The sequence below is a fragment of the Aeromicrobium sp. Root495 genome (genome assembly GCF_001426755.1).
Lineage (GTDB): Bacteria > Actinomycetota > Actinomycetes > Propionibacteriales > Nocardioidaceae > Aeromicrobium.
This window is the reverse complement of the sequence record NZ_LMFJ01000001.1, coordinates 2,463,315-2,483,760: the sequence shown is the minus strand read 5'-3', so window position 1 is coordinate 2,483,760 and position 20,446 is coordinate 2,463,315. Positions and strand designations below refer to the sequence as shown.

The 20,446-nt window shown below is 68.9% G+C and carries 18 protein-coding genes; 12 read left to right on the top strand and 6 right to left on the bottom strand.

The window, feature by feature from the left end:
• Nucleotides 1-26 precede the first annotated feature (26 nt).
• Nucleotides 27-956 (top strand): DUF559 domain-containing protein, encoded by a 930-nt coding sequence (locus ASD11_RS12390; RefSeq protein WP_162246481.1) that lies wholly within the window; start codon nucleotides 27-29, stop codon nucleotides 954-956.
• 61 nt (nucleotides 957-1,017) lie between these two features.
• Here ASD11_RS12390 and ASD11_RS12385 read toward each other — a convergent pair whose 3' ends face one another.
• Nucleotides 1,018-1,803 (bottom strand): M23 family metallopeptidase, encoded by a 786-nt coding sequence (locus ASD11_RS12385; RefSeq protein ID WP_156464707.1) that lies wholly within the window; start codon nucleotides 1,801-1,803, stop codon nucleotides 1,018-1,020.
• A 163-nt stretch (nucleotides 1,804-1,966) separates the two neighbouring features.
• On the opposite strand from ASD11_RS12385, the gene ASD11_RS12380 reads away from it, so the two are divergent.
• On the top strand, nucleotides 1,967-2,242 hold the full coding sequence (locus ASD11_RS12380; RefSeq protein WP_056287551.1) for a hypothetical protein: 276 nt from the start codon (nucleotides 1,967-1,969) through the stop codon (nucleotides 2,240-2,242).
• Here ASD11_RS12380 and ASD11_RS12375 read toward each other — a convergent pair.
• Nucleotides 2,223-3,110: an alpha/beta fold hydrolase gene (locus ASD11_RS12375; RefSeq protein WP_082554332.1), complete on the bottom strand. Its 888-nt coding sequence runs from the start codon at nucleotides 3,108-3,110 to the stop codon at nucleotides 2,223-2,225. The genes ASD11_RS12380 and ASD11_RS12375 overlap by 20 nt on opposite strands.
• 146 nt (nucleotides 3,111-3,256) lie before the next feature.
• Between ASD11_RS12375 and sucC the strand changes: the two genes are divergently transcribed.
• Nucleotides 3,257-4,423 carry an ADP-forming succinate--CoA ligase subunit beta gene (gene sucC / locus ASD11_RS12370; protein ID WP_056287549.1) on the top strand — a complete coding sequence of 389 codons (1,167 nt, stop codon included), beginning with the start codon at nucleotides 3,257-3,259 and terminating at the stop codon, nucleotides 4,421-4,423.
• A 10-nt stretch (nucleotides 4,424-4,433) separates the two neighbouring features.
• Nucleotides 4,434-5,330, top strand: a complete 897-nt coding sequence (gene sucD, locus ASD11_RS12365; protein ID WP_056287547.1) for a succinate--CoA ligase subunit alpha — start codon at nucleotides 4,434-4,436, stop codon at nucleotides 5,328-5,330.
• Nucleotides 5,331-5,438: 108 nt separating this feature from the next.
• Here sucD and ASD11_RS12360 read toward each other — a convergent pair whose 3' ends face one another.
• Nucleotides 5,439-7,259 carry a hypothetical protein gene (locus tag ASD11_RS12360; RefSeq protein WP_056287546.1) on the bottom strand — a complete coding sequence of 607 codons (1,821 nt, stop codon included), beginning with the start codon at nucleotides 7,257-7,259 and terminating at the stop codon, nucleotides 5,439-5,441.
• Nucleotides 7,260-7,329: 70 nt separating this feature from the next.
• Between ASD11_RS12360 and ASD11_RS18675 the strand changes: the two genes are divergently transcribed.
• Genes ASD11_RS18675 through purH form a run of 3 tightly spaced genes read left to right on the top strand, consistent with a single transcriptional unit; the run spans nucleotide 7,330 to nucleotide 10,710 of the window.
• On the top strand, nucleotides 7,330-8,658 hold the full coding sequence (locus ASD11_RS18675) for a cell division protein PerM (protein WP_235503315.1): 1,329 nt from the start codon (nucleotides 7,330-7,332) through the stop codon (nucleotides 8,656-8,658).
• Nucleotides 8,555-9,151 (top strand): phosphoribosylglycinamide formyltransferase, encoded by a 597-nt coding sequence (gene purN / locus ASD11_RS12355; protein WP_235503356.1) that lies wholly within the window; start codon nucleotides 8,555-8,557, stop codon nucleotides 9,149-9,151. Before ASD11_RS18675 ends, purN begins: the two co-directional genes overlap by 104 nt.
• A complete protein-coding gene (gene purH / locus ASD11_RS12350; RefSeq protein WP_056287543.1) occupies nucleotides 9,148-10,710 on the top strand; it encodes a bifunctional phosphoribosylaminoimidazolecarboxamide formyltransferase/IMP cyclohydrolase in 1,563 nt (520 codons plus the stop codon). Before purN ends, purH begins: the two co-directional genes overlap by 4 nt.
• A gap of 60 nt (nucleotides 10,711-10,770) precedes the next feature.
• Here purH and ASD11_RS12345 read toward each other — a convergent pair whose 3' ends face one another.
• Nucleotides 10,771-11,427: a TetR/AcrR family transcriptional regulator gene (locus ASD11_RS12345; protein ID WP_056287541.1), complete on the bottom strand. Its 657-nt coding sequence runs from the start codon at nucleotides 11,425-11,427 to the stop codon at nucleotides 10,771-10,773.
• Between the two features lie 148 nt (nucleotides 11,428-11,575).
• On the opposite strand from ASD11_RS12345, the gene ASD11_RS12340 reads away from it, so the two are divergent.
• A complete protein-coding gene (locus ASD11_RS12340) occupies nucleotides 11,576-12,430 on the top strand; it encodes a bifunctional methylenetetrahydrofolate dehydrogenase/methenyltetrahydrofolate cyclohydrolase (protein ID WP_056287539.1) in 855 nt (284 codons plus the stop codon).
• Nucleotides 12,427-12,711 carry a DUF3017 domain-containing protein gene (locus tag ASD11_RS12335; RefSeq protein WP_056287538.1) on the top strand — a complete coding sequence of 95 codons (285 nt, stop codon included), beginning with the start codon at nucleotides 12,427-12,429 and terminating at the stop codon, nucleotides 12,709-12,711. The genes ASD11_RS12340 and ASD11_RS12335 overlap by 4 nt, the downstream gene beginning before the upstream one ends.
• 91 nt (nucleotides 12,712-12,802) lie before the next feature.
• Here ASD11_RS12335 and ASD11_RS12330 read toward each other — a convergent pair whose 3' ends face one another.
• Nucleotides 12,803-13,789, bottom strand: a complete 987-nt coding sequence (locus ASD11_RS12330; RefSeq protein ID WP_056287536.1) for a malate dehydrogenase — start codon at nucleotides 13,787-13,789, stop codon at nucleotides 12,803-12,805.
• Nucleotides 13,790-14,074: 285 nt separating this feature from the next.
• Between ASD11_RS12330 and guaA the strand changes: the two genes are divergently transcribed.
• Together guaA and ASD11_RS12320 are read left to right on the top strand one after the other, a co-directional pair.
• Nucleotides 14,075-15,661 (top strand): glutamine-hydrolyzing GMP synthase, encoded by a 1,587-nt coding sequence (gene guaA / locus ASD11_RS12325; protein ID WP_056288861.1) that lies wholly within the window; start codon nucleotides 14,075-14,077, stop codon nucleotides 15,659-15,661.
• A 201-nt stretch (nucleotides 15,662-15,862) separates the two neighbouring features.
• Nucleotides 15,863-17,371, top strand: coding sequence for a hypothetical protein (locus ASD11_RS12320; protein ID WP_056287533.1), 1,509 nt, complete (start codon nucleotides 15,863-15,865; stop codon nucleotides 17,369-17,371).
• On the opposite strand, the gene ASD11_RS12315 is transcribed toward ASD11_RS12320, so the two are convergent.
• The gene (locus ASD11_RS12315; protein WP_056287532.1) at nucleotides 17,340-18,236 is read right to left on the bottom strand and encodes a DNA adenine methylase; all 897 of its coding nucleotides are present in this window, start codon (nucleotides 18,234-18,236) and stop codon (nucleotides 17,340-17,342) included. The genes ASD11_RS12320 and ASD11_RS12315 overlap by 32 nt on opposite strands.
• A gap of 421 nt (nucleotides 18,237-18,657) precedes the next feature.
• Between ASD11_RS12315 and ASD11_RS18185 the strand changes: the two genes are divergently transcribed.
• On the top strand, nucleotides 18,658-19,959 hold the full coding sequence (locus tag ASD11_RS18185) for a hypothetical protein (protein WP_156464706.1): 1,302 nt from the start codon (nucleotides 18,658-18,660) through the stop codon (nucleotides 19,957-19,959).
• Nucleotides 19,960-20,446 lie beyond the last annotated feature (487 nt).

The following is a 20,446-nucleotide window of genomic DNA, read 5'->3' as shown; positions in this document are numbered from 1 at the left end:
GGGTCCCGCGGCGTTCACTCGTCGACGTGTCCCGACCGCCTCGACTTCCCGACGTGCTGCGTGGTCGGGTCTTCACGACGGCTGAGGCCGAGGCGGCCGGACTGACGCCGGCCCAACGTCGGGGACCGTACGTGGTGGCCGTCCGGCGAGGCGTCTACCGCTACCGCGAGACGGTCCCGACCCTCGTCGACCAGGCCTCTGCCGTGCTTCGTGAGCTGCCCGACGACGCGGCGGTGAGCCACCTGACTGCGCTCCGGCTCTACGGGTTGGAGCTGGGACCGCTCCGGCCGTTCCACGTCTCGACCTCGACGGACGCGCAGACCAAGCACGCCGACGTGACCCTCCATCGCCGCGACCATCGACTCAGTCGTCGGGACGTTCGCGGTCTGCCGTGCCTCGGTCCCGATCGCAGCTTCGTCGACTCGGCCACCCTGCTCGGAGTCCGTGACCTCGTGCGGGCCGGGGACGCACTGGTCCGTGCGGGCCTGACGAGCGTCGACACCCTGATCGGCTACACGATCGACTCGCACCTCGACGGTGTCGTCCGCGCGAGACGGGCCGCGGTGCTGGTCCGGGCGGGCGTCGACTCCTTCCGGGAGACCGACGTTCGTCTGCTGATGGTGCTGGCCGGTCTGCCCGAACCGGAGTGCAACCGTCAGATCCTCGACGGTCCCGTCTTCCTGGCACGCGGCGACCTCGTGCTGGCGGACCACAGGATCGTCGTCGAGTACGACGGCTGGCACCACGAACGCGACGCCAAGCAGCGCGCCAAGGACATCTTCCGCCGAGAGCGGCTGGAGGCTGCCGGCTGGACCGTCATCGTCGTGACCGCGGCCGACCTGCAGCACCCGACGTCGGTCGTGGCGAGGATCTTCGAGGCGCTGGTCCGACGCGGCTACGACGGTGCCCCGCCGTGGCTCGGCGCCGGATGGCACGAGATCGCTCGCGGTCTGTGACCAAGGCGCGGTCATTCGCCCCGAATGACGACCACAAGGTCACAAATCGGGAAGGGGGGGGTCAGGGGGTGATGCCGTGGTCGCGGAGGACCGGCTCGGGGTCGACCGCGGCGCCGCCGCCGGGGTGGATCTCGAGGTGGAGGTGCGGGCCGGTGACGTTACCGGTGGAGCCGCTGTAGCCGATGATCTGGCCGGGGCCGACCTTGTCGCCGGGCTGGACGACCATGCGGCTCTGGTGGCAGTACCAGACCTCGGTCCCGTCGAGGAGCGTGACGACGGTGCGGTTGCCGTAGGCGCCCTCGTAGCCGGCGGACTTCACGGTGCCCTGGGCGACGGAGACGATCGTGGAGCCGGAGGGCCCGGCGAAGTCGAGGCCGGTGTGGACCGTCGACCACAGCGCGCTGCGCTGACCGAAGCGGGCCGTGAGGCGGTAGCCGGTGACCGGCAGGACCCAGGTGTTGGCCTTGATCTTCTTGACGTTGGACTGCACGGCCTGCTTGAGCTCTTCGTCGGCCTTGATCTTGCCGGCGGCCTGCTGAGCGGTCTGGCGCTTGGTGGCCTCGCGGTCGAACGACCGCGTGTAGTCGACCTCGTTGCCGTCGCCCGTGTAGTCGGCCGAGATGGTCTGGTAGTTGGCGCGGAGCGCGTCCTGGTCGGCGTGCGAGGAGAACGCGGCCGACCCGAGTCCGGCGACCACGAGCGCAAGAGCGCCGAGCATGGCCGGGGAGGGCTTGAACGTGCTGCGACGACGGCGGGCTCGCGAGGCGACCCTGCGGCCGGTGCCGGTGCTGCGCGCCCCAGGGGTCTGGCGGACGTCGAGCCGGCGTTTCGGCGCGGACGGGCTCACTCAGGAACCTCCAGGAAGGGGGGCAGGACCTGTCCACCATAGGCGATGGCACGGGGGGTACAAAGTCGATTCAGGGAATCCTTGGGTTCGCCCCCGGCATCGCCGCCAGAACAGCCCGTGCCTGTGAGGGGACTCACCCGGACGGCGTCGCTACGCTGCCGCCATGACGCCTTCCCCCGACCGTCCGCTGCGTGTCGTGGTGGCCGTCGCCGGCGACGACCCCGACCAGCAGGCGATCCGGGCCGCCCGGGAGCGCCTCGCCGCAGGTCAGGAGGTCGTGTACCTGGGAACGGGGCTCACGCCCGAGCAGGTGGCTCGGTCGGCCGTCGCCGAGGACGCCGTGGAGGCCGTCGTGAGCCAGGAGACGGTCGATGCGGTGCGTCGGGCGCTGGCCGACCTCGACGCCGACGACGTGGACGTCACGCCTCTCGCGCGCTGAGCCGGGCGCCGACGTCGGCCACGAACGAGCGGACCGCCTCGGCCACCACGTCGGGCTGCGTCCGCACGACCCAGTGGTCGGCCACGACGTCGACGCGCCTCAGGTCGGGTGCCAGCTGCTCGATCCCGGCGAGGAGCGCGGGCCCGACGAAGGCGTCCTTCGTGGGGACCACGAGCTGGACGGCGACCCGGGTGACGGGGCGACCGAACCGCACCCGGTTGGCGCGGTAGAGGTTGACGCCCCGGCGGGCGTCGCGGCCGAACGACTCGCCCCAGTGCGAGGGGTCGATGCGCTGCGTCGTCTCCAGCACGCGGCGGACCGGCCCGGCCAGGACCGCGAGCACGAGCTCCGGGACCACGGGGACCTGGAAGATCCCGACGTACCAGGACCGCAGCAGCTGCCTGCCGAGCGTGGGGAGCCGCTGCCTGCTCGAGGTGTCGCGCAGGAACCGCCCCAGCTGCTCGAGGGCCGGCCCGCTGATGGAGGTGAACGAGGCGATGCGTCCGCGGAGGCGCTCGTCGTCGGACTCGTGCAGCACCGCGTCCCACAGCTGGATGGAGCCCCAGTCGTGGCCCACGAGGTGGACGGGCTCGCCGTCGGGCGCCACGTGGTCGAGGACGGCGACCAGGTCGTCGACCAGCGAGGCGAGTCGGTACCCCGCGCGCGACGACGGCGCCGTGGACCCGCCGGCGCCGCGCACGTCGTAGGTGACGAGACGGTGGTCCGCGCCCAGGTCGGCCGCGACGAGGTCCCACACGCGCCGCTGGTCGGGGTACCCGTGCACGAGCACGGCCAGGGGTCCGTCGGGCGCCCCGCCGACCTCCACCTCGAGGGTCACGTCGCCCGCCCCGATCCTCGTGAGCGCCATCTCATTCCCCGCCGTTCCGCATGACTGTGACCTACCCGACGCGCTTCACCCTATGCAGAAGGGCTACAGTCGCAAAGGTTTCGGCGCCCGTCGGCAGCCTGTCGGCCTGGTGCGCAGCGAACGGACAACCAAGGACGGACATCACCGTGGATCTGATGGAATATCAGGCGAAGGAGCTCTTCGCCAAGCATGGGGTAGCCACCACGCTCGGCAAGGTCGTCACGACCGCCGACGAGGCGAAGGCCGCAGCCGAGGAGATTGGTGGCGTCACCGTCATCAAGGCCCAGGTCAAGGCCGGTGGACGAGGCAAGGCGGGTGGCGTCAAGATCGCCAAGACCGCCGATGAAGCCTTCGAGCACGCCTCCAACATCCTGGGCATGGAGATCAAGGGCCTCACGGTCAACCGCGTGCTCGTCACGCCGGCCACGCCGCCGGTGGAGGAGTACTACTTCTCCTTCCTGCTCGACCGCTCCAACCGCAGCTACCTCTGCATCGCGAGCGTCGAGGGCGGTGTGGAGATCGAGGAGGTCGCCAAGACCAACCCCGAGGCCGTGCGCCAGATCCCCATCGACGCCGGCACCGGTGTCGACGAGGCCAAGGCCCGCGCCATCGTCGAGGAGGCCAAGTTCCCGGCCGAGCTCGCCGACCAGGCCGTCGCCATGGTCCAGGCGCTGTGGAAGACCTTCGTCGAGGAGGACGCCACGCTCGTCGAGGTCAACCCGCTCGCCCGTCTCGAGGGCGACAAGCTGGAGGCGCTCGACGGCAAGGTGTCGCTCGACGACAACGCGTCGGAGTTCCGCCACCCCGACCACGAGGACTTCGTCATCCACGAGGAGGCCGACCCCCTCGAGGCGAAGGCCAAGGCCAAGGGCCTCAACTACGTGAAGCTCGACGGCGAGGTCGGCATCATCGGCAACGGCGCTGGTCTCGTCATGAGCACCCTCGACGTCGTGGCCTACGCAGGCGAGAAGCACGGCGGCGTCAAGCCCGCCAACTTCCTCGACATCGGCGGAGGAGCCTCGGCCGAGGTCATGGCCAACGGCCTCGACGTCATCCTGGGCGACCCGCAGGTCAAGAGCGTCTTCGTGAACGTCTTCGGCGGCATCACGTCGTGCGACGCGGTGGCCAACGGCATCAAGGGCGCTCTCGAGCTCCTGGGTGACGAGGCCAAGAAGCCGCTCGTGGTCCGTCTCGACGGCAACAACGTCGACGAGGGACGCGCGATCCTGGACGAGCTGAACCACCCGCTCGTGACCCAGGTGGACACGATGGACGGAGCGGCCGACAAGGCCGCCGAGCTGGCTAACGGCTGAAGGGGCTGACATGTCGATCTACCTGACCAAGGACTCCAAGGTCATCGTCCAGGGCATCACCGGCGGTGAGGGCTCCAAGCACACGGCCCGCATGCTGGCTGCCGGCACCCAGGTCGTGGGCGGTGTCAACGCTCGCAAGGCGGGCACCACCGTGACCCACACCGACGCCTCCGGCGCCGAGGTCGAGCTGCCGGTCTTCGGATCCGTCAGCGAGGCCATCGAGAAGACGGGCGCCGACGTGTCGGTCGCCTTCGTCCCTCCGGCGTTCACGCAGGACGCGGTCGTCGAGGCCATCGACGCCGAGATCCCGCTGCTCGTCATCATCACCGAGGGCGTCCCGGTGCAGGACTCGGCCGAGTTCTGGGCCTACGCCCAGGGCAAGAAGACGCGCATCATCGGCCCCAACTGCCCCGGCATCATCACGCCGGGCGAGGCCCTCGCGGGCATCACGCCGGCCAACATCGCCGGCAAGGGCCCGGTCGGTCTCGTGTCCAAGTCGGGCACGCTGACCTACCAGATGATGTTCGAGCTCCGTGACTTCGGCTTCTCCACGGCCATCGGCATCGGTGGTGACCCGATCATCGGCACCACCCACATCGACGCCCTCGAGGCGTTCGAGGCCGATCCCGAGACCAAGGCCATCGTCATGATCGGCGAGATCGGTGGCGACGCCGAGGAGAAGGCCGCGGCCTACATCAAGGAGCACGTCACGAAGCCCGTCGTGGGCTACGTGGCCGGCTTCACCGCACCCGAGGGCAAGACCATGGGCCACGCCGGCGCCATCGTCTCCGACGGTGCGGGCACGGCGCAGGGCAAGAAGGAGGCCCTCGAGGCCGCCGGCGTCAAGGTCGGCAAGACGCCGTCCGAGACCGCCGCCCTGATGCGCGAGATCCTGCAGTCGCTCTGACCTGACTGACGCACGAAGCCCCCGGCCCTGATGGGTCGGGGGCTTCGTCGTGTGCGGTGGCTCCGTCTCGCGCACCGTCCGGGACGGTGAGCTCGGCCGCCGGGCGGGTCAGTCGGTCTCGCCGTAGACGAGGCGCTGACCGGCGCGCTCGGCGAGGGCCCGGAACGTCTTCTGGCTGATGTCGTAGCGGCCCACCGGCGTGAAGGTCAGCTGCGCCACGTGCGAGCCGCGACGGACGATCGCCATGCGGTTCTCCACGACCTTCTTCTTGGAGACCTCGAAGGCGATGCGCCAGGCGCGACCGTCGAGGCCGGCGCCCTTGACCTTGTCGGAGTCCTTCACGTCGGCTGCGAGGTTGTCGTCGGGGCAGGCCTTGATCTTCTTCTCGACCTTGTCCACGAATTTCTTGGCGTCGTCGTCGGAGTCGAAGCCGGCCACCGTCTCGGCCACGCCGAACTCCTGGGGCAGCTCCGGCGCCTCGGGGATGACGAAGACGCGCGACTTCACGTCCTGCACCTCGTCGCTGTCGAAGTCGGCCGCGTCGCACACGGTGGCCGCCGGGTTCTGCTTGGGCGTGTAGGGCGCGATGCCCGACCACACCTTGTCGACGTCGGCCACGGGCGGAAGGTCGACGATCCCGAGGAACGTCGGTGCCGTGGACGTACGAGGCGGAGCGGCCTTGACGACCTCGGTGTCGTCGGTGCACCGGCCGCCGCTGTCGCTGCAGATCTTGGCCACGGAGGCGTTGAGGGTCCGGGTGAACTGCTCGACGGACGGGCCCTTGGCGCCGTCGATCTCGTGGACGAGGGTGAGCGTCACGCGGCCGGAGTGCGCGAACCCCACGGTGAAGGTCCGCTCGGGTGAGCGGTGCGAGCGCAGCCGAAGGATGCGGAAGTCGCCGAAGGGGCGCTGCACCACGTAGGAGCCCACGAGCTGCACCCGTGGGTGCTCGCAGTCGGCGTACCAGCCCACCGTGGTGCGGTAGGCGGCCTCGGCCTCCTGGGAGGTGCTCGAGACCTCGATGGACTGGGCGGCGCGCGCCTTGGCCGGTCCGGCGCCGGCGTACGTGCGCACGTAGGCCTTGATGGTGTCGTCGCCGGCGAACCGGCGGGTGGGGCACGTGGCGTACGGAGTCTTGGCGTCGACCTTCTCGTCGGTCCCGACGGTCCGCCAGGCCTCGCCGGCGCCGAGGCTGCCGATCTGCCGGGTGGAGAGGAGGTTGTCCTCGCTGAGCTTGCGGGCCTCGAGCACGATGTCGGGTCGCTCGTCGCCGATCTTCTCGCGGCGCGGCAGGTCGGCGCGGGAGGCGAGAGCGTCGCCGTCGGACACCACGAACCCGCCGCCCAGCACGAGCACGACGGCGGCCGCGACCAGCAGGACGGTGTTGCGCATCCGGCCGCGCTGGGCGGCCTGGCGGATGTCGGCCGACGGCGGCATCTCGAGCCGGCCGGTCACCGTGCCGAGGTCCCGCGTGCGACGCTCCAGGACGTCGAGGGGCTGCTCGAGGGCCTTCTCGAGCCGGTCGAGGGCCGTGGTGACGGCCTCGATGCCGTCCTCGGCCGTGACGCCGACCTCGCGCGAGGCCTGCTCCAGGTCGGTGTCGCCGAGCGTGAGCAGGACGATGAGGCGACGGTGGTCGGAGGGGAGGTCGGCGAGGGCCCCGAGGAGCTCGGTGTCGGCGCCCTCCTCGTGCTTGCGGCGCAGGGGGTGGGTGGTTCGGCTGACGGCCGTGAGCTTCCAGGCCTCGTTGCGCACGTAGGCCAGGGGAGAGCGGTCGCGGATCTTGGACCAGTCGCGCCAGGCCCGTCGGTAGGCGTCGGCCGTGGCCTCGAGCGCCACCTGGCGGTCGCCGCAGAGGGCGTACGTGACGCTCAGGGCGTCACGGGAGGTCGATGAGTAGAAGCTGTTGAACTCGTCGACGCGAGTCATCGCTTCCCCTCCTCAGGTGGGTTCGGCGTGCCTGGGTGAAACACCCCGACTTTACAGGTTGGATGGATGGGTGCCCCCACCCCAGCCGACGGCCCGGTCCAGCGCGGCCGCCGTGCCGTACCTCCGGCGCGGTGTTGCCACCGCGCTCGCGTCGGCCGTGCTGGGCGTCGGTCTGTGCACCATCGTGACGCTCGTCGCGGGCGTCCGGGACACCGGCCCCGTCCTGCGCACCGGCATCCGGGGCTGGCTCGTGAGCCAGGGCAGCAGCCTCGAGGTGGGTCGTGCCCAGCTGGGTCTCGTGCCGTTCGGTGCCGCTCTCCTCGCCATCGCCCTCGTGGCGCTCGTGGCCTCGCGCTGGGGCGTCGACCCCCACGCCGAGGGCGAGCAGGCCGACGTAGGACCGTTCGCCGCCACGGTGGCCGGTACCTCGGGCGTGGTCGCGGCGGTCCTGGCGAGCGTGGTCTCCACCGACACCGTCTCGGTCCCCGTCACGCGGGCGGCCTTCGCCTCCTTCGTGGTGTGCGGCCTGGGCGCGGCCATCGGCCTGGCGCGCGGTTCCGACCGCGCCGAGGCGCTCTGGTTCACCGACCGGGCCGACGTCCGCGCCGTCGTGCGCGGTGCCGCCCGCGGCGTCACCGTCCTGCTGGCCGCGGCAGCGACCGTCGTGGCCCTGCTCCTCCTGTGGCACCTCGACCGCGCCGCCGACCTCTGGGCCCTGCTCCAGCCCTCCGCCGGGGGAGGTGTGGCGCTGGGCCTGGTCTGCGTGCTGGCCCTGCCCACGCTCGTCCTCTGGGCCACGGCCGCACTCATCGGCCCCGGCTTCGCCATCGGCACCGAGACGTCCGTCGACCTCACCGGCTCGCACCTGGGCACGGTGCCCGGACTGCCGGTCCTCGCAGCCCTGCCGGCGCCTGGGGAGTTCTCCGACTGGGTCTTCCTCCTCGCGCTCGTGCCGCTGCTCGCCGGGGTGGTGGCCGGCTGGTCCACCCGTCCTCCCGCCGTCACGTCCGGCAGCGACGACCGCGCACTCCTGCGACGTCTCGGGTACTCGGCGGCTGCCGGTGCCCTGGCCGGCCTCGTGGTCGGTGTGCTCGTCGGGATCTCCGGAGGTGCGGTCGGACCCGGCCGTCTCACCGAGGCCGGTCCGCCCCTGCTCACGTCGCTGCTGGTCGCGGTGCCGGTCCTGGCCGTGGGCGGTGGGATCGGCGGGGTCCTGGCGCACTATCGTGGGGCCCGTGCCAGCAGCCCCGACGACAGCGCGCGTCGTCGTCCTCGTCTCGGGAAGCGGCACCAACCTGCAGGCCCTGATCGACGCGTCGACCGGCCCGGACCCGCACGACCCGGACTCGGGCAGCGCCTACGGAGCCTCCGTCGTCGCGGTGGGAGCCGACCGGACTGACATCGAGGGGCTGGCCCGCGCGAAGCGCGCCGGCATCCCCACGTTCGTCGTCCGCACCGCCGACCACCCCGACCGGGCCGCCTGGGACGAGGCGCTCGCCGAGGCCGTGGCTGCCCACGAGCCCGACCTCGTGGTGCTGGCCGGCTTCATGAAGCTCACGGGGCCGGCCTTCCTCGCCCGCTTCGGCGGCCGCACCCTCAACTCCCACCCCGCTCTCTCGCCGGCGTTCCCCGGCATGCACGGCCCGCGGGACGCCCTGGCCTACGGCGTCAAGATCACGGGGGCCACCCTCTTCGTGGTCGACGAGGGCGTCGACACCGGCCCCATCGTCGCCCAGGTGGCGGTGCCCGTCCTCGACGGCGACGACGAGCACACGCTCCACGAGCGCATCAAGACCAGCGAGCGCGCCATGCTCGTGGAGTGGGTCGGCCGACTCGCCCGCGAGCCCTTCCAGATCCACGACCGCACCCTCACGTTCGGAGAAGCCCCATGACCCAGCGACCCCTCAAGCGAGCCCTCGTCTCGGTCTACGACAAGACCGGCCTGGAGGACCTCGCGGGTGCCCTGCACGCAGCAGGCGTCTCCATCGTGTCCACCGGCTCGACGGCCAAGACCATCGAGGCTGCGGGCGTGCCCGTCACACCGGTGGAGGAGCTCACCGGCTTCCCCGAGTGCCTCGACGGCCGCGTCAAGACGCTCCACCCGCGCGTGCACGCCGGCATCCTGGCCGACTCGCGCCTGGAGTCCCACGTGCAGCAGCTCGCCGACCTCGAGATCGAGCCCTTCGACCTCGTGATCGTCAACCTCTACCCGTTCCGCGAGACGGTCGCCTCCGGGGCCACGCCCGACGAGTGCGTGGAGCAGATCGACATCGGCGGGCCGTCCATGGTGCGCGCCGCAGCGAAGAACCACCCGACGGTCGCCGTCGTCACCTCGCCCGACGCCTACGGCCGGGTCAAGGAGGCCCTGGCCGCCGGTGGCTTCACGCTCGACCAGCGCAAGCACCTCGCGGCGCAGGCCTTCGCCCACACGGCGTCGTACGACGTCGCGGTCGCGTCGTGGTTCTCCTCCGTCTACTCGCCCAGCGAGGACGGCTGGCCCGAGTTCACCGGTGCCACGTGGGAGAAGTCGGCCGTGCTCCGCTACGGCGAGAACCCCCACCAGCCCGCCGCCCTGTACCGGCACTGGCGCGGTGGCCTCGCGGCCGCCGAGCAGCTGCACGGCAAGGAGATGAGCTACAACAACTACGTCGACACCGACGCCGCGCGGCGTGCGGCCAACGACTTCGCCGAGCCTGCCGTCGCCATCATCAAGCACGCCAACCCGTGCGGCATCGCGGTCGGCACCGACGTGGCCGAGGCCCACCGCCGGGCTCACGCGTGCGACCCGGTCTCCGCGTTCGGCGGTGTCATCGCCGTGAACCGTCCGGTCAGCGTGGCGCTCGCCGAGCAGGTCGCCGAGATCTTCACCGAGGTCATCGTGGCGCCCGACTACGAGGACGGCGCGGTGGAGGTCCTGCAGCGCAAGAAGAACATCCGCATCCTGCGCTGCGCCACCGACGAGAACCCCGACCCCGTCGAGTTCCGGGGCATCAGCGGCGGCGTGCTCGTGCAGCAGGTCGACCGTGTCGACGCCGTCGTGGACGGCGGCGGCGACGCCCCGAGCGACTGGGTCCTCGCCGCCGGTGAGCCCGCCGACGAGCAGACCCTCGCCGACCTCGCCTTCGCCTGGAAGGCCTGCCGCGCCGTGAAGTCCAACGCCATCCTGCTCGCCAAGGACGGCGCGTCGGTGGGCATCGGCATGGGCCAGGTGAACCGGGTCGACTCGTGCCGCCTCGCGGTGGACCGCGCGGGCGAGGAGCGCGCGGCCGGCTCCGTGGCGGCGTCGGACGCCTTCTTCCCCTTCGCCGACGGACCGGGCATCCTGCTCGATGCCGGCGTGAAGGCCATCGTGCAGCCCGGCGGCTCGGTGCGCGACGAGGAGACCGTCGAGGCGGCCAAGGCAGCCGGCATCACGATGTACTTCACCGGCACCCGCCACTTCTTCCACTGAGCCGGCGGCTCCTCCCGGTCCCACCGGGCTCGGGAGGTGCCCCGGCCGTCAGGGGGCTGCTCAGGCGGTGGCGGCGCCGGTGGTCTCGGCGATGATCGAGTCGATCTTCTCCCGGCCCAGCAGGTGCGCGCCCACGAGGTCGCGGATGGCCTCGCTCAGGAGCCGGGCCTCGTCGGCCTCGCTGTACTGGCCGCTCTGGCGGCGCAGCGCGGTGCCGGCGATGAGGGTCAGGAGCGAGGGCACGATCTTCTCGGCGTCGGGGATGCCGAGGAGGGTGAACCAGCGGGCGCCCAGCTCCTCGAAGCCCACCAGCGCGAGGCGTGCTTCGTCGCGCAGGGCCTCGTCGCGCGTGGCGGCGAGGTAGATGGCCAGCTCGAGGGCCGCCACCTCCGGCCCGCGCGCCGACCACACGTGGGCGATGAGCGTGGTGGCGTCCTCGACCTTCATGTCGATGGCGGCCACGTCGTCGAGCCCCGACAGCAGGTCGAGCTCGTTGCGCCACGTGCGGATGTGGTCGGCGAGGGCCTCGCGCAGGAGGTCCTCGATGGACTCGAAGTAGTACGTGGTGGTGGCCGGCGGGAGCCCGGCGCGCTTGGCGACGGCTCGGTGGGTCACGGCGCGGGACCCGCCCTCGGCGAAGAGCTCGATGGCAGCCGCCAGCAGCTCGTCGCGGCGCAGTCGGCTGCGCTCCTGGGAGAGCTGTGCGCGGGTTGCCATGCGATGTCCTTCGATCTGCGGGGGGAGGAGACCGAGTCTAGATGTCCGGGGTCGTGGATGGGTGACCCCTCGGACGACGTGCCGTGGACCGGACCTTCTCCTGCGGGCCTGCGGGGACTGCCGCGCCGGGCGTGAAAGACTCGACCCCGTGACGGCAAGGACTCTGGACGGCAAGGCAGTCGCTGCGGCGATCAAGGGCGAGCTCAAGACACGCGTGACGGCACTGCGCGAGAAGGGCTTCGTGCCCGGCCTCGGCACCGTGCTCGTGGGCGACGACCCGGGCAGCCGGTGGTACGTCAACGCCAAGCACAAGGACTGCGCCGAGGTGGGCATCGAGTCCATCCGGGTCGAGCTCCCGGCCACGGCCACGCAGGCCGAGATCGAGGCCGAGATCGACCGTCTCAACGCCGATCCCTCCTGCACCCTCTACATCGTCCAGCTGCCGCTGCCGAAGGGCATCGACGAGAACGCCGTCATCGGGCGCATCGACCCCGCCAAGGACGCCGACGGCCTGCACCCCACCAACCTGGGCTGGCTCGTCCTCGGCAAGGAGGCCCCGCTCCCGTGCACGCCGCGCGGCATCGTCGAGCTCCTGCGCCGCCACGAGGTCCCGATCCGAGGCCAGCACGTCGTCGTGGTGGGCCGCGGGATCACGGTGGGCCGCCCCATGGGCCTCATCTTCACGCGCCGCAGCGAGAACGCCACGGTCACGCTGTGCCACACCGGCACGCAGGACCTCGCGGCGGAGGTGGCCCGCGCCGACATCGTCGTGGCCGCGGCCGGCGTCCCCGGCATCATCACCCCCGACATGGTCAAGCCCGGAGCGGCGCTCCTCGACGTCGGCGTGAGTCGCGACGGCGAGGGCAAGATCGTCGGCGACCTCCACCCCGGCGTCCTCGACGTGGCCGGCTGGGTCGCGCCCAACCCCGGAGGGGTGGGCCCCATGACCCGCGCCATGCTCCTGAGCAACGTGGTCGACGAGGCCGAGAAGCTCTTCGCGTGAACGTGCCCATGCCGCGCAGCCGCGGGTCGCAGATCTACCTGCTGCTCCTCGTCGCCGTCACGGTGGGGCTCGTGCTGGTGGTCACCGGCCCCTGGCGCACCGGACTGGCCGTCATCGGTGCGGCGTTCGTGGTGTCGAGCCTGGCGCGGGTGTTCGTGCCGGCCGACCACGTGGGCATGCTGCGCGTGCGCGGCAAGGCCTTCGACGTGGTCTGGACGATGTTGCTCGGCGCGAGCCTGCTCGTCCTCGCCGTCGTGGTCCCGCCCCCGCCCGGTGGCTGACGAAGGAATCTGCCTTCGGCCGAGACGACGAAGAGATCGACGTCCGGGTCGCCAGGACGACCGGAATGTCGGTTCTTTCGTCGGACCGCGCTCAGATCAGGCCGAGGGCCTGGACCGCGTCGCGCTCCTCGACGAGCTCGCGCGCCGTGGCGTCGATGCGCTCGCGGCTGAACTCGTCGACCTCGAGCCCCTGCACGATCTCCCAGTCGCCGTCCTTCGTGGTGACGGGGAACGAGAAGACGACGCCCTCGGGGGTGTCGTAGGAGCCGTCGGAGACGACGGCCATGGAGACCCAGTCGTCGGCGGCGCTGCCGGTGAGCCAGTCGCGGGCGGCGTCGATGGTGGCCGAGGCCGCCGAGGCGGCCGAGGACGCGCCGCGGGCCTCGATGATGGCCGCGCCACGCTTGGCGACGGTGGGGATGAACGTGTCGCGCACCCAGGGCTGGTCGTCGACGACCTCGAGCGCGGGCCGGCCACCCACCAGGGCGTGGGAGAGGTCGGGGTACTGGGTGGCCGAGTGGTTGCCCCAGATGGTCATGCGGCTGATGTCGGCCACGGGCGCGCCGGTCCTCGCCGACAGCTGGCTGATGGCGCGGTTGTGGTCGAGGCGGGTGAGGGCGCTGAAGCGCTCGACCGGGATGTCGGGAGCGTTGCGCTGCGCGATGAGGGCGTTGGTGTTGGCGGGGTTGCCGGTGACGCCGATGCGGACGTCGTCGGCGGCGACCTCGTTGAGGGCCTTGCCCTGCGCGGTGAAGATGGCGCCGTTGGCCTCGAGCAGGTCGCCGCGCTCCATGCCCTTGGTGCGCGGGCGGGCGCCCACCAGCAGGGCGAGGTTGACGCCGTCGAAGACCTGGCGCGGGTCGTCGCCGATCTCGACGGACTCGAGCGTGGGGAAGGCGCAGTCGTCGAGCTCCATGACGACGCCCTCGAGCGACTTGAGCGCCGGGGTGATCTCGAGGAGACGCAGCTGGATGGGGGTGTCGGGGCCGAGGAGCGCACCGCTCGCGAGGCGGAAGAGGAGGCTGTAGCCGATCTGTCCGGCGGCGCCGGTGACGGCGACCTTCACGGGAGTGGTCATGGAGATCTCCTTTGATCTGTGGCCTGCGTCACGAACCTAGCGCAAGGCCGAAGGCCTCGACACCCGGCCGGAAGGCCCCCAGACGCACAGAACCCGACCTGGAGGGAGCTCACGGGCCGGGTTCTGTCGTGCCACGAGGAGCGGGCACGTGATCTAACGGGAGGGAGTGTAGTTAGATCTGCCTGATTCAACGACGGCCGAGGATGGGGGTTACGACGTTCGTCCAGAAGTTTTGAGCAGATCTCGTGACGCTAGGATCGCCACGTGACGAGCACCCCCGAGACCCTGTCCGAGGCGACTCCCGAAGAGGCCGCCGAGGCCCTCCACGACACCGTCCTGGTGGTGGACTTCGGGGCCCAGTACGCCCAGCTCATCGCGCGGCGCGTGCGGGAGGCGCGGATCTACTCCGAGATCGTGCCGAGCAGCATGCCGGTCGAGGAGATGCTGGCCAAGAAGCCGGCCGCCATCATCCTGTCCGGCGGCCCTTCCTCGGTGTACGCGCCGGGTGCCCCGCAGCTCGACGCCACCGTGCTCGAGGGCGGCGTCCCGGTCTTCGGCATCTGCTACGGCTTCCAGGCCATGGCCGCTGCCCTGGGCGGCACCGTGGCACAGACCGGGCTGTCCGAGTTCGGCCGGACCGACGTCACCATCTCGCGCCCCGGCACCCTGCTCGACGGCATCCCCTCGGCGCACCGCATCTGGATGAGCCACGGCGACGCCGTCACCGAGGCGCCCGAGGGGTTCGACGTGCTCGCCACCACGGGCGGAGCCCCGGTGGCAGCGTTCGAGGACGTGGGCCGACGCTTCGCCGGCGTGCAGTGGCACCCCGAGGTGCTCCACAGCGAGCACGGCCAGGAGGTGCTCGAGCGTTTCCTCGTCGACATCGCCGGCTGCAGCCAGTCCTGGACCAGCGCCAACATCGTGGAGGAGCAGGTCGCCCTCATCAAGGCCCAGGTCGGCGACGCCCGCGTCATCTCCGCACTGTCGGGCGGCGTCGACTCCGCCGTCTCCACCGCGCTCGTCCAGCGTGCGGTCGGCGACCAGCTCACCGCCGTCTTCGTCGACCACGGCCTGCTGCGTCAGGGCGAGGCCGAGCAGGTGGAGCACGACTACGTGGCCGCCACCGGCGTCGACCTCAAGGTCGTCGACGCGGCCGAGCAGTTCCTCGGCCACCTCGCCGGCGTCACCGACCCCGAGGAGAAGCGCAAGATCATCGGCCGTGAGTTCATCCGCGTCTTCGAGGCGGCTGAGCGCGAGATCCTGGCCACGCCCGGCACGCCGGTCAAGTTCCTGGTCCAGGGCACGCTCTACCCCGACGTCGTCGAGTCCGGCGGTGGTGAGGGCGCGGCCAACATCAAGAGCCACCACAACGTGGGCGGCCTCCCCGAGGACCTCGAGTTCTCGCTCATCGAGCCGCTTCGCGCCCTCTTCAAGGACGAGGTCCGCGACGTCGGGCGCCAGCTCGGCATCCCCGAGGCCATCGTGGCCCGCCACCCGTTCCCCGGCCCGGGCCTGGCCATCCGCATCATCGGTGCTGTCGACGTCGACCGCCTGCGCATCCTGCGCGAGGCCGACGCCATCGTCCGCGACGAGACCACCGCTGCGGGCCTCGACGCCAGCATCTGGCAGTTCCCGGTCGTGCTCCTCGCCGACGTCCGATCCGTGGGCGTGCAGGGCGACGGTCGCACCTACGGGCATCCCGTCGTGCTGCGCCCCGTCTCCAGCGAGGACGCCATGACGGCCGACTGGAGCCGCCTGCCCTACGAGCTGCTCGAGCGCATCTCCACCCGCATCACCAACGAGGTGCGCGAGGTCAACCGCGTGGTTCTCGACGTCACCAGCAAGCCCCCGGGAACCATCGAGTGGGAGTGAGCCGGGCGGTCTGACCTGCGGAGACGTACCCCTGTTCGTACCTGTGGAAAAATCTAACAGGGAAAGACGCAGAATGTCGGAACGCCGACCAACACGATGGGTCGTGGCCGAGGAACCTCTGTGACAAGGGTCGATTGTGGCAGATATGTCTCAGAACACGTGTCATGCTCCTGAGGCTGATTCGTTCAGGGAGGAACCGGAATGGCCTACACGCAACTGCCGATCATTGACGTCTCGGTCGACGCGCTTCGCCTCGACCTCGACAACTACCGAATTCCAATCCGCCCGAATGACGAACTCGCTGCCCTGCGGTACCTTTTCGCAGCCGAAGAGGTTGTATCTCAGGTCAAGCTCTTCCTCCGCGACGGATACTTCGACAACGAGGTGCCGATCGTGGTCGAAGAAGATGGCGCCAACATAGTTCTCGAGGGAAACCGACGGGTCAGCGCTCTCAAGGCAGTTCAAGATCCGACGCTAGTGCCGGAGCATGAGGCAGATGTTCGGGCGTTGCTGACACGGTATGCCGCTGAAGTGCCCAACATGCCGACCGTGATCAGGGTTATCGTCGCGCCCAGCCGCGAAGCTGCACGGCCGCATATCGCCCGCCTCCATACGGGCGTGCCGAAGAAGCGGTGGAGCCGGGATCAGCAGGCGAATTATTACCACTCGATCCTCAGCCCCAAGGTCGACGTCGAGGATCTTAAGGGGATGTACCCTGACGTCAATATCGTGCGATTCCTCCGCATGGTTGAGATGCGACATTTCCTCGACGGCGTCAAGTTCAAGGACAAGACGCTCCATGACTACGCCCGCGGCGATGACCTCAAGATGTCGGCGTTCGAGTATGCCTACCGAATCGTCGACGTTGCGGCGGCCATCGGGGTCGTATTCGACGGATATCGCATTTCGCCTGCTCGTCGGAAGGCTAAGACGATTGGCGCCGGTTTGAGCACGCGGGAGCGGGACGCCGTCGAGTACCTCATGCAGCGCTTCCGGGCCGAGACATTGAATACCCGGTCGAGCGAGTTCAAAAAGGGGCACGAGCATCGAGACGATCTAATCAAAACTCTTCTTGCCGGCGGCCAGACACCAACGCCGGACGATCTGGATGCCCAGAATGGTCGGGATCTGGAGGAGCCCGACCTCGACGGACCGGGTGGTTCCGGGGACGAAGAGCCCGACGACCGAGGCGACGCAGACGTTGAGGACAACGGAAACTGGTCCGAGCGGGATGATCCGCCGCCACCCGACGATGGCGCGGGAGGGAAGAGGGGGCGGAACAACCCCGACACGCTGCGCGGATTCGACATCAGCAGCCTGCCAGACGCAGGGATACCGACGAACTTGGCGCGACGGATCATCGAGCTCAGAGCAATCAATGTCCGTAAGACGCCCGTGGCCACCGCGATGCTCCTGCGACTCGTTCTCGAGTCGTCGATTAAGTACCACTTCTCAGGAACGACTCATGCTGTGAGTGGACAGCTTAAGCAGGCGGTCGACGAGCTTCACACCGTATACGGCAGCAAGGCGGCTCACCGCGACGTGATAAATGCTATTCGCAGTGGACCCGTGACCACGCCCGGTAGCCAGAACTGGTTCAACGCGGCGGCGCACAACCCTGACTACACGGTGAGGGAGGCTGACGTCAGACAGGCGTACAGCCTGAGCGAGTCAATTCTCAGGCTGATGTTGGTGCGGTTTCAGCCGTGAGCTTTCCGAGAGCAGTGAAAACATTGTTAGATGCCACCAGTAGTTCGGTCGCTTTTCCGGGGTGAGTCGCCGAGTAGGTGAGATCCAACTGTGCCTGGGCGTGTCGCGCGTAGAGCTTGGCGATGTAGGGGGAGCTGTCATAGGTCATGAGCCAGTGGGCGCCGCTGACCTCGTCGACGGCTGCCGCCAAGGCCTGATGGTCACGCATCTCGAATGCGTTGAGGTAGAGGCGTCCGCCGGCTTTGACGTAGGGGGGATCGATGTAGAGGAACGAATTGGTGCGGTGTGCGTGTTGGCCGATGACGGTCCGACCATCGAGCGCGGTGACCTCGATGACTGAAGCGACCTCTCCGATTGCGAGTAGCCGATCCGCCAGGGTCTCGCGATTGAAGCGGGCATCGATCTTGTAGTTGCCGGTCTGGGCCAGGCCGCCGATGACGCCAGCACGCAGCACGCCTGATCGGTTGGTTCGATTCAAGAAGAAGAACGCCCGCCCAAGCAGGTCAGGGGTGTTCCGCGGGTCGCGGTAGACGTCTCGCTGGCGACGCCACTCATCGACCGTGAGTGGCACGTTCTGGACCCAATCGACGAACGCTGCGTTGTCTTGGGTGACGACCATCCAGAATGCGTGGACGGCAGGATCGATGTCGTTAATGACCAGCCGGCTGACGAGTCCTTCACGGAGCAGCGCTATCCCGGCCCCGGCGCCGCCGGCGTAGGGCTCAACGTAAGTGCAGTCGTCGATTCCGACTTCGCGGATCAGGTCAGCAAATAGGCCGGCGAGCGCGGCTTTACCCCCTGGATATCGCAGCGGAGAGAGAGTGCCGTAGCGCTTGGAAGCGACCACTCGGACATCAGAACTCATGCCTCGGTCCTCCTTCCACGGTAGGCGGCGGTGCGGCAGCGGCCTGAACAGTATCGAGCACCTCGCCGTGCCAAGAAGCCGATCCTGCAGTTCTGACAGCGTTGCCACTGATCTCTCCGGCGTAGTTGTTCGTCCCGGACTCGACCCCGCAATTCGTCGAGCGCCTGGTCGTCAAGAGCTGCGAAGGATCTTGCCATGTGACATTTATATCTGTCACACTGAGATGCCGCAAGACGTGGTCTATCGGAACTGAAGATTGAGTCTTGGCCGATTACGGCACTGGCTCAGCGGGAGCGCAGTGCCACGTCTGCGAGCCTTGCACTAATGATTTCTGCGCTCGTCGCACAACCCGCATCGGCATGCTCAGCCGCGACCCGAGGAGGTCCAGCTCTTGGAGAATTCAGCTCGACCCGCACGTCACTTGAAGTACTTCCCGCCTGACCGGCCCTCCTATGAACTCGAGGATCTCGCTCGGTTCCGCCTCGTTCTCGACGAGCGTGGCTGGTGCGTAGGAATCATCTGGAGCTCACATAAGCTCGATGAATCGAGCAGTCGAGCTGGACTCACTTGGGTGCATGCCACGAAGCATCTTCGCGAGTTGTGGGATCACCTGGCTGAGTGCGACGAGCGCCTTGTCGATGGTCTCGACGCCTACTCCTCGATCGTCGCCGACTCGCGAGGCGTCGCCTTCTCGAGCGAGGTTCAGGGGACAGGAGTCGAGCTCGAGGCTGCACGACGCTGGGTGACCTGGATCAGTGACGACACGAGCTGGGCCAGGGGAGTGCGGCTTCCTGATCGAACGAAGACGACTCGTCGCCCGTCTCGCCATCAGCTCGAGACAATCCTGCTTGCCAGCGACGACGCAGGTGAGCGTCTGGGTCTGCTGACGTGCGGGCCAGACGAGCAGAGCAACGGGCCGATTAAGACTCGACTGCTACGAGACGAAGGGGCTTGGTGGGTTGTCCCGGAGGGTGGGGGCGGCCTGCGCCCCGGGCTCGCGCACCCGTTGAAGCCCGCCGCTGTGGCCGTGTTCGACGAGTACGGATGCGACCTGTTTGCGGTGAGACCGTTAAGGCGAGGCCTTTCTGCGGCCCATACGGAACCGTTCTGGGGCGGCCTGCCGGGTGGCACTCCTGGAGCTCTCGATCTCCGGATGGCGATCAGCGACGAAAACGAACCACGAGCACTCGTGGTCTCTGTTCGCGACGACACGTACATCCGAGGCGAGTCGAGGTGGTTCCGCCTACCCGTCGGGTCACCCATCCTGGACGGTCTAATTGTGACCGACGTATCCGAGGACATGATTCCGGTGTGGGATGAGTTCGAGGTCTCGAAGCGGCTCCCAGAGCTCGACTACAACATCATCGAGTTCGTTTCGGTTACGGACGATCCAGCGGGCCGCGGCGACCTCTTCGAGTCCGGCGCCCCAATCGAGTTCCGCACGCTCGATGAGCTCGAGCCAGGTCTGCTCGCAGCTGGGCCATTCGTCGCTGAGTACGCCGATTCTTGGCTCATTGGGCACTCGTTGCGCCGATTTGGCGACCTAGTGGCGTGGGACGACCTTGAGGGTCGGGCTCACGTCATCGACAGTTCGAGCGACGTCAGCTTGGATCACTGCACTGCCCATGTCAGTTTTCATGGTGAGAACTCGCACAGCCAGTACAGTCTCCGACCCATTCAGCTCGAGGACGCTCAGCGTCGAGTTCCTCCGGGAAGTGCGTGACCGGAGTGAGGGTTGGCGTCTCGGCAATCAGGTGGCGCGGCTGCGCAGGCCTGGCGAGGCGTTGGGGCCTTGGCTCGTGATGATGGGATTTCTGAGAGAGGCGAGCAATGCCCGTCTGCTCATCGGCGCGCTGCAATGAACGCCCCTGCTCGTCCAGGGTAGTGACCGCTTCATCCTGTTCGCGAGATCGGAGCGCACACCGCCCCTATGGCGAGTGCGGGAAGGCCTCGCTGTTTCACTCCCGAGCCCTGCGAGTTGTGGCTTGCCGACGCTAGTAGTGACGGGACAAGACATAGCTGCGAGAAGACCAACCTCGCACAGATTGTCGACTCTGTTCTTTCGTTGACAAAAACGAAGAAATGTCCAACGATGGAGAACAGGCGGTTAAATCGACAACTCAGGCGACACGAAGGGATCCTTGGTGGTCAAGTTTTTTCAGTCCCATCTGACTCCGATCAGCATGAGAACGGTCGAGCGTGTTGCGGCT

What these genes read in the sequence shown, in the direction of transcription:
- ASD11_RS12345 (WP_056287541.1), bottom strand. Translation starts at nt 11,427, where the DNA reads ATGGCAACCCGCGCACAGCTCTCCCAGGAGCGCAGCCGACTGCGCCGC.
- ASD11_RS12375 (WP_082554332.1), bottom strand. Translation starts at nt 3,110, where the DNA reads ATGGCGCTCACGAGGATCGGGGCGGGCGACGTGACCCTCGAGGTGGAG.
- ASD11_RS12320 (WP_056287533.1), top strand. Translation starts at nt 15,863, where the DNA reads ATGGCCTACACGCAACTGCCGATCATTGACGTCTCGGTCGACGCGCTT.
- purH (WP_056287543.1), top strand. Translation starts at nt 9,148, where the DNA reads ATGACCCAGCGACCCCTCAAGCGAGCCCTCGTCTCGGTCTACGACAAG.
- ASD11_RS12380 (WP_056287551.1), top strand. Translation starts at nt 1,967, where the DNA reads ATGACGCCTTCCCCCGACCGTCCGCTGCGTGTCGTGGTGGCCGTCGCC.
- sucD (WP_056287547.1), top strand. Translation starts at nt 4,434, where the DNA reads ATGTCGATCTACCTGACCAAGGACTCCAAGGTCATCGTCCAGGGCATC.
- ASD11_RS12360 (WP_056287546.1), bottom strand. Translation starts at nt 7,259, where the DNA reads ATGACTCGCGTCGACGAGTTCAACAGCTTCTACTCATCGACCTCCCGT.
- ASD11_RS12330 (WP_056287536.1), bottom strand. Translation starts at nt 13,789, where the DNA reads ATGACCACTCCCGTGAAGGTCGCCGTCACCGGCGCCGCCGGACAGATC.
- ASD11_RS12315 (WP_056287532.1), bottom strand. Translation starts at nt 18,236, where the DNA reads ATGAGTTCTGATGTCCGAGTGGTCGCTTCCAAGCGCTACGGCACTCTC.